The organism is Oryzomonas japonica (genome assembly GCF_008802365.1).
Classification (GTDB): Bacteria; Desulfobacterota; Desulfuromonadia; order Geobacterales; family Pseudopelobacteraceae; genus Oryzomonas; species Oryzomonas japonica.
In genome coordinates, this window is record NZ_VZQZ01000009.1 from 155994 (window position 1) to 163276 (window position 7283).

The following is a 7283-nucleotide window of genomic DNA, read 5'->3' on the forward strand; positions in this document are numbered from 1 at the left end:
CCCTTTCCGGCATGCTTGCCAGGGAGATAACCAGAGGAAAATCCTTTTTACAGGGATGGACTGGATAGACAGGATGTTTGCGCATCCCCCTCGTCCCGTTCATCCCTGTTTGATTATGGGGGGCAAAGGAGGCACATCAGTGGACCTCAAATACGGATCAACCTCGTTTCCGTTCCAGCTCCCACCGGAGCGCCTGGCCGGCGTCATCGAGCCAACCATCCCCCCCTCCTCCCAATCCCCCGAAGAGGTCATCTCCGGGGCGCTCGACGATTGCGAACCCATGTTCGCGGACTTTGCGCCGGGAGATCGGGTCGTCATCATTACGTCCGACATCACCCGCTACACCGGCAGCGAGGTTTACCTCCCCCTGCTGGTGGAACGGCTCAACCGCCAGGGGATACCGGACCGCAACATCGAGATCCTGATCGCCCTCGGCATCCATCGCAAACAGACCACCCATGAGCATGAAAAGATTCTGGGCCCGCTCCATGGCCGCATCAGGGTCAGCGACCACGACTGCGACGACCGCGCCGGACTGGTCACGGTGGGGAAGACCTCCGCCAACATCGAGGTCAGCCTCAACCGCCGGGCTGTGGAGGCCGACCGGCTCATTCTGACCGGGGTGATCGGCTTTCATTACTTCGCCGGGTTCGGCGGGGGGCGCAAGGCGATCCTGCCCGGCATCGCCAGCCGTCAGGCCTGCATGGCGAGCCACTTCTGCGTACTCAACCCCCAGCCGGGCAGCGGCAAGAACCCGCTGGCCACCACCGGCAACCTGGAGGGGAACCCGGTGCACCAAGCCATGGTCGAGGCCTGCGCCATGGTCGAACCGGACCTGCTCCTGAACACGGTCCTCTCCCCGGACAAGCGCATCCTTGCCGCCTTTGCCGGGCAGTGGCGCGAAGCCCACGAACGGGGATGCCGCTCCTACCGGGAGTTGTTTTCCTACCCGGTGGCGGCCAAGGCCGATCTGGTCGTCGTTTCCTGCGGCGGCTTTCCCAAGGACATCAACCTCATCCAGGCGCACAAATCCATGGAGTACGCCTCCCAGGCCCTCAAACCCGGGGGCGTGATGATCCTCCTGGCCGAGTGCCGGGACGGTTTCGGCAATGCCACGTTCTTCGACTGGTTCCGGCATCGCACTCTTGACCGGTTCGAGGCCGCCCTCAGAGAGCAGTACGAGATCAACGGCCAGACCGCCTATTCCCTGCTACAGAAGGCGCAGCGCTTCACCATCATCCTGGTATCCCGGTTCCCGGACCACCAAGTCAGGGAGATGGGCATGGCCCCCGCCCCCTCGCTTGCAGCAGCCATGGAAAAGGCCGGAGCCCTGCTGCCGCCCCGATGGCAGGCCCTGGTCATGCCCGATGGCGGAAGCGTACTGCCGGTGGCGGCGCCCTGATCCCTCCCGCCGTTCCACAACAACCCGCAAACGCACAAACGCCCTTCCGGGATAATCCGGAAGGGCGTTTGTGCGTTCATACCGCGGCTAGGTTAGGGCCGCAGACTACGGGATCACTTGCCGTCGCAGGTGAAGTTTGCGTCGATGCGGCGGTTCTTCTGCTTGCCGGCGGCGGTTTTGTTGCTGGCAACCGGCTTGGTGGGGCCGTACCCCTTGGCGCTGATCCGCTCCGGCGCAATGCCGAAGTTCTTGATGATGTACGATCTCACGCTCTCGGCGCGGCGCTGGGAGAGGTCCATATTCATCTTCTGGGAGCCGACGTTGTCGGTGTGTCCTTCGATGACACCCTTGGCACCCGGGTTCTCGGTGAGGAAATCACCCACTTTTTTCAGCTCGTCATGGTACTTGGGCTTGATGTCGGACTTGGCCGTGTCGAACTGGATCCCCAGCGTTGTGGGGCTGCACAGCTTGGCAACCGGTTTCGCCACGACTACCGGCGCAGTGACCGCGACCTTGGCCGCGCTGGTGACGCTACCGCCTGCGCCGGTACAGGTCAGGGTGTAGTCGGTGTTATCGGCAGGCGTGATGCTCATGGAACCCTGGGGCTGGACAGCCCCAATGCCGGGTTGGATATCGCAGGCGGTTGCATTCTGCGAAGTCCAGCTCAGGGTGGCGGGCTCTCCCTTGGTGATGGCCGTGGGCGCAACCGACAGGCTGCTCGTGGGTGCGACAGGAGCCGGGGCTACCGGCGGAGGTTCCACCGCCTTGGGGGGCTCGGGCGTCGGAGCAGGAGCAGGTGCCGGGGCCTCAACCGCCTTTACGACCGGTGCCGTCCCGCCGAAGGGGATGTAGGCGCCAACCGTGTACTCGACGTTATTGATGGTCTTGCTTTCGAAATTGTAGAGGATATGGCGCACATCGCCACGCAGGGCAAAGTTGTCGGTGAGGAAGTACTTCAAACCTGCGCCGTAATCAAAGGCGCCCTGCGGCTTGTTGTCATTGAAGTTGAGACCGGCATAGCCGGCGGCCACATAGGGGACCAGGTTGTTGTCCGGGAAGAAATGATACAGCAACTCTCCGCCGTAGCGGTACATGTCGAATTTCTGTGCCGTCCTGGTCGACTCGGTATGCGCATAGTCGAAAAGCCCCTCCACGCCGAACGCCTTGGTGAAGTTGTAGCCGAGCCGGGCGCCGAACACCGGGGTGGTGTCGCGATGCTGTACCCCGTCATAGGTGTAGCCGCCGATCACGGGGGAGAGTGAGAACGCCCCCTCCTTGTTTCCGGCTGACGCGGCTGTTGCAAGTGCTGCTATGGAACCGACCACAACCAATGCAAGTCTTTTTCTCATAAACGTACTCTCCTTTCATAGCATTCATAATAGCACGACATTGTTTACCACTAACTGCGGCGTGACACAATACAAAAGACAATTTCAATCTTTTGCACCGCTACGTTCGCTTTTGCTGATTATAACGCAAAACCGCCTCATGGCAAGGAGGATAGGACTATTTTTCGCTGCCGGACCAGTTGACGAGTCGTGCTGCTTGCATTATGACCGGACGTTGCAGTATTATTTCCAGATACATCTTGTCGAGGAAAGGGAGGCAACCATGTTTTTCCCCCAGTTCAGGGCACGCAGGATTCGCGGCAGCGAGATATTCCGCAGGATGGTCCGCGAGACGAGCCTGTCGGTGAACGATCTCATTTACCCCATGTTTTCAGCATTCGGCAACGGCCCACGGAAGGAGATATCCTCCATGCCGGGCATCTATCAGCAGTCTATCGCTGATATCGTTGTGGAGGCCCGCGAGGTGTACGCCTTGGGCATCCCGGCGGTGATACTCTTCGGAATCCCGGAGACCAAGGATGCTGTGGGCAGCGATGCCTACTCGGATACCGGCATCATCCAGGAGACGATTCGGGCGTTGAAAAAGGAGGTGCCGGGGCTGGCGGTCATCACCGACGTGTGCATGTGCGAATACACCGACCACGGCCATTGCGGCATCATCAAGGACGGCGACGTGGACAACGACGCAACCCTGGAACTTCTGGCAAAGGAGGCGCTTTCACATGTCCAGGCGGGCGCCGACATGGTGGCGCCTTCGGATATGATGGACGGCAGGGTGGCGGCCATACGCGAGATCCTGGACGATAACGGTTACGATGCAATCCCGATCATGAGCTATGCGGTGAAATACGCCTCGGGGTATTACGGCCCCTTCCGCGAGGCGGCAGACTCGACCCCCCAGTTCGGCGACCGCCGTTCCTACCAGATGGATCCGGCCAACCGGCTCGAGGCGCTGCGCGAGGCGGCGGCGGACATCGAGGAGGGGGCCGATATCATCATGGTCAAGCCCGGCCTCCCCTATCTCGATATCCTGCGGGACCTGCGCAACGACTACAACCTGCCCCTGGCGGTGTACAACGTCTCCGGGGAGTACAGCATGATAAAGGCCGCCGCTCTGAATGGCTGGATCGACGAGGAGCGGGTTGTCATGGAGACCATGCTCGGATTCAAGCGCGCAGGCGCCGACATCATCATCACCTACCACGCCAAGGATGTGGCCCGCTGGTTGAACAAGTAGCTATTCATTCAGCCGTTCCTGCATCTCTCTCTTCTGCTTCCTGATGGTCCCCTCCTCTTTTCCACCAAGAGAGGGGGGGCTCATCTCCGGCAGCTTCGTCGGCAGCGACGGCAGCGAAATGCCCTTGCCGTTTTTTTTCTGCGGTACGGCCGCCTGTATTGGCGCTGCGGCGGCCGTTCCCTTATGCGGGATCACAGCATGGGGGTGGCGGCGCACGACGTGGTGCCGTGTGGGAAAGGTCCGCTTCATGTCGATCTCGGACGGCGCATACTCCGTCAGGGTATCCCGGTTGACCAGCACATGAACCTTGCCCGGGGAACGCCAGACCGACCGTGCGCCGATTACCCCGCCATCCTTCAGATAAACCTTGGCCGCCAGGGAAGGCGTCGCCAGGCCCAACAACACCAAAGCCGTAATAATCATCCGCATCATGTTACCCCCCGCTTTCAGGATTATCCTCTGCCAAAGTGCTACCGCCGGAACGGACTCTGGGGCAGATACCGCGGCAACTCTCCGCGGATCTCGACCACCGGCGCATCTTCCAGTTCCTCAAGGTTGCCGCTGTCGTCCTCGTAATCCGCCTCCCCCACGGCCCACGCATACACCTTTTCAGAATCCAGCAACACCGGCTTGTCCGGGGCCCCGAAGACCCGTTTCTGCATCGCCTCGTCATAGAGCCCGATACAGCCGTGGGAGGCGGGGCGTCCCGGCAGGTCCCGGGCATGAATCCAGTAGCCGATGCTCTTCTCGTCGACATGAAAGCGCATGGCGTTGTCCATGGGATACTGTTCCTCATCGTTCTGGGTCTTGTAGAGGGACGAGGTGTGGTTCTGATCCCGGGCGCTGATGCGGAACTGCCCCGTGGGGGTTGGCGCTTCGGCCCTGCCGGTGGCGGCCGGAACGGATATGACGAGTTTCCCGTGTTCATAGCCGCCCAGCCACTGTTCGGTAAGGTCCACAAGGATATATTTGTCGTGGCTCCGGGCAGGTTCGTAGAAGCGCGGCAGCGGCGTATAGCCACGGATATCGGCAATGTTGTCCGGTACCTTGATCGTCATGCCGGGATATACATGGCGCCGGTCAATGCGATTGAAGCGCGCTACCCAAATCCAGTCATTTCCAAAGAGCGATTCCAAGGTCTGATTCGGCTGGATGAAATGGGGATGCCATTTGATGTTCTTGAGACTGGGGTACTCCACCCGTGAGAGGTCCTCCATCGCCTTGTCGGCCGGCGAAGCGCCCGGCTCGCTGGTTTCGGAGGGGGTACGCAGTACGGTGAACCCCACCAGCAGGGAGGTAAAAATGAACACCAGGACGATCTTGTGAGAAAGTCGCATTCGGCTGGGATGCATGGGAAATCCTTCCATTCTTGAAACGTAAAATGCTTATAATATTCGTTTGCCGCCAGATATTCAACCCCTTGCTGTTTGTTGGACAATAAATCTCTGGCGGCACGCCGGCTCTCCATGCTATTTAGTTTTCATCAGTACACCAGACAGGCGGTTTATAGGAGGACGAGATGCCATCGGACGACCAGCACACCTCGCAACCGTTATTCAACCAATTCGCCAGCGACAACTATGCCGGTATCTGCCCGGAGGCCTGGCACGCCATGGAAGAGGCTAACCACGGGTATGTCTCCTCCTATGGCGACGACTCCTGGACCGAGCGCGCCTGCGAAAGCATCCGCCGCCTGTTCGCGACCGACTGCCAGGTGTTCTTCGTCTTCAACGGCACAGCGGCCAATTCACTGGCCCTGGCATCCTTGTGCCGTTCCTACCATAGCATCGTCTGCCACGACATGGCCCACATCGAGACCGACGAGTGCGGCGCCCCGGAGTTCTTTTCCAACGGCACAAAGATCCTGCACACCAACGGCACCAACGGCAAATTGGACCTGGATGCGGTTGAGCTTGCCATCACCCGGCGCAGCGACATCCACTATCCCAAGCCGCGGGTTTTGAGCATGGCCCAGTCGACGGAATTGGGTACCGTCTACACGCCCGGCGAGATCGGCGCCGCCTGCGACCTGGCCCACTCCCACGGCCTGCGGGTCCACATGGATGGAGCCCGCTTTGCCAACGCCGTGGCAACCCTGGGCGTAACCCCAGCGGAAACGAGCTGGAAGGCCGGGGTCGATGTACTCTGCCTTGGGGGGGCCAAGAACGGCATGGCCATCGGCGAAGCGGTGGTTTTCTTCGACCGACTGCTTGCCGAGGAGTTCGAGTACCGCTGCAAGCAGGCCGGGCAACTGGCCTCAAAGATGCGCTTTATCTCCGCCCCCTGGATCGGGATGCTGGAGAGCGGGGCCTGGCTGCGCAACGCAGAGAACGCCAACCGCCAAGCCCGGCTGCTGGCCGACGAACTGGCCAGGATCCCCGGCGTGCGCCTTATGTACCCATGCCAAGCCAATGCGGTCTTTACGGAGATGCCGGAACAGGCGACCACGGCGCTGCGTGCGGCGGGGTGGCACTTCTATTCCTTCATCGGCACCGGCGGCGCCCGCTTCATGTGTTCGTGGCTGACCACGGAGCAGGATGTGCGCAACCTGGTCGCAGCGGTCCGGCAAGCCTGCGGGGAACAGTAAGATATAGGACACGAGAGGGGAGATCATGGTCAAGACGGCGACATTCGAGGCGCTGCTGGAGGATGCGGTGCCGGACGGCAACGGCGGCTATACCTTCACGCTGGAGGGGAAAACCTATACGCTCAAGGATAAGGACGAGGTCCGGAGCATAGCGGAATCCCACGGTTACATCATCATTTACTAGTGGCGGGATATCTTTTCTGTGAATGGTGAATAGTAAGACGTGAATGAAGAGCTGGCCGTGCCCCATTCACCATTCACGATTCACGCTTCCCGATTTCCGTGAGTCCAAACGCAAGCGAGCCCTTCAGAAGAATCTGAAGGGCTCGTTGTTTTAATTATTCCCGGCGGCGACCTACTTTCCCACACAGCTACCCGTGCAGTATCATCGGCCCTGAGGGGCTTAACTTCCGTGTTCGAGATGGGAACGGGTGTGACCCCCTCGGCATAGCCACCGAGAAATCGTTTGTGGATGGCGGATGGTGAAGGGTGAATGGTTTCATTCACGTCTCACTTTTCACGATCCACAGATCGTTATCAATTGCATTGTGGTTTTTAGTTTAGGTTGTGTGTACGGCTTTGCAGATTTATATCCGGCCTGGGGGAAGGAGAACCTTCCCCCCGACCGTATTTTATTTTTATGGTCAAGCCTCACGGCCGATTAGTACTGGTAAGCTAAACACATTGCTGTGATTACACACCCAGCCT

Annotated in this window: 7 protein-coding genes and 1 rRNA gene; 4 read left to right on the forward strand and 4 right to left on the reverse strand. The window is 59.9% G+C overall.

What is annotated here, in order from left to right; genetic code table 11:
• Window positions 1-139 precede the first annotated feature (139 nt).
• A complete protein-coding gene (locus tag F6V25_RS14155) occupies window positions 140-1402 on the forward strand; it encodes a lactate racemase domain-containing protein (protein ID WP_151129221.1) in 1263 nt (420 codons plus the stop codon).
• Window positions 1403-1515: 113 nt separating this feature from the next.
• Here the strand turns inward: F6V25_RS14155 and F6V25_RS14160 are convergent, their stop codons facing one another.
• The gene (locus F6V25_RS14160) at window positions 1516-2751 is read right to left on the reverse strand and encodes an OmpA family protein (RefSeq protein WP_151129223.1); all 1236 of its coding nucleotides are present in this window, start codon (window positions 2749-2751) and stop codon (window positions 1516-1518) included.
• Between the two features lie 262 nt (window positions 2752-3013).
• Between F6V25_RS14160 and hemB the strand changes: the two genes are divergently transcribed.
• Window positions 3014-3988, forward strand: a complete 975-nt coding sequence (gene hemB, locus F6V25_RS14165) for a porphobilinogen synthase (protein ID WP_151129225.1) — start codon at window positions 3014-3016, stop codon at window positions 3986-3988.
• Here the strand turns inward: hemB and F6V25_RS14170 are convergent, their stop codons facing one another.
• Both F6V25_RS14170 and F6V25_RS14175 read right to left on the reverse strand, forming a co-directional pair.
• The gene (locus F6V25_RS14170; RefSeq protein WP_151129226.1) at window positions 3989-4420 is read right to left on the reverse strand and encodes a hypothetical protein; all 432 of its coding nucleotides are present in this window, start codon (window positions 4418-4420) and stop codon (window positions 3989-3991) included. It lies immediately after the preceding gene.
• A gap of 38 nt (window positions 4421-4458) precedes the next feature.
• On the reverse strand, window positions 4459-5340 hold the full coding sequence (locus tag F6V25_RS14175) for a L,D-transpeptidase (RefSeq protein WP_151129228.1): 882 nt from the start codon (window positions 5338-5340) through the stop codon (window positions 4459-4461).
• A gap of 167 nt (window positions 5341-5507) precedes the next feature.
• On the opposite strand from F6V25_RS14175, the gene F6V25_RS14180 reads away from it, so the two are divergent.
• Both F6V25_RS14180 and F6V25_RS17050 read left to right on the forward strand, forming a co-directional pair.
• Window positions 5508-6575, forward strand: a complete 1068-nt coding sequence (locus F6V25_RS14180) for a threonine aldolase family protein (RefSeq protein ID WP_151129230.1) — start codon at window positions 5508-5510, stop codon at window positions 6573-6575.
• A gap of 25 nt (window positions 6576-6600) precedes the next feature.
• Window positions 6601-6759: a hypothetical protein gene (locus F6V25_RS17050; protein WP_191966201.1), complete on the forward strand. Its 159-nt coding sequence runs from the start codon at window positions 6601-6603 to the stop codon at window positions 6757-6759.
• Window positions 6760-6917: 158 nt separating this feature from the next.
• On the opposite strand, the gene rrf is transcribed toward F6V25_RS17050, so the two are convergent.
• A 5S ribosomal RNA gene (rrf, locus tag F6V25_RS14185) occupies window positions 6918-7034 on the reverse strand.
• Window positions 7035-7283: the final 249 nt, after the last annotated feature.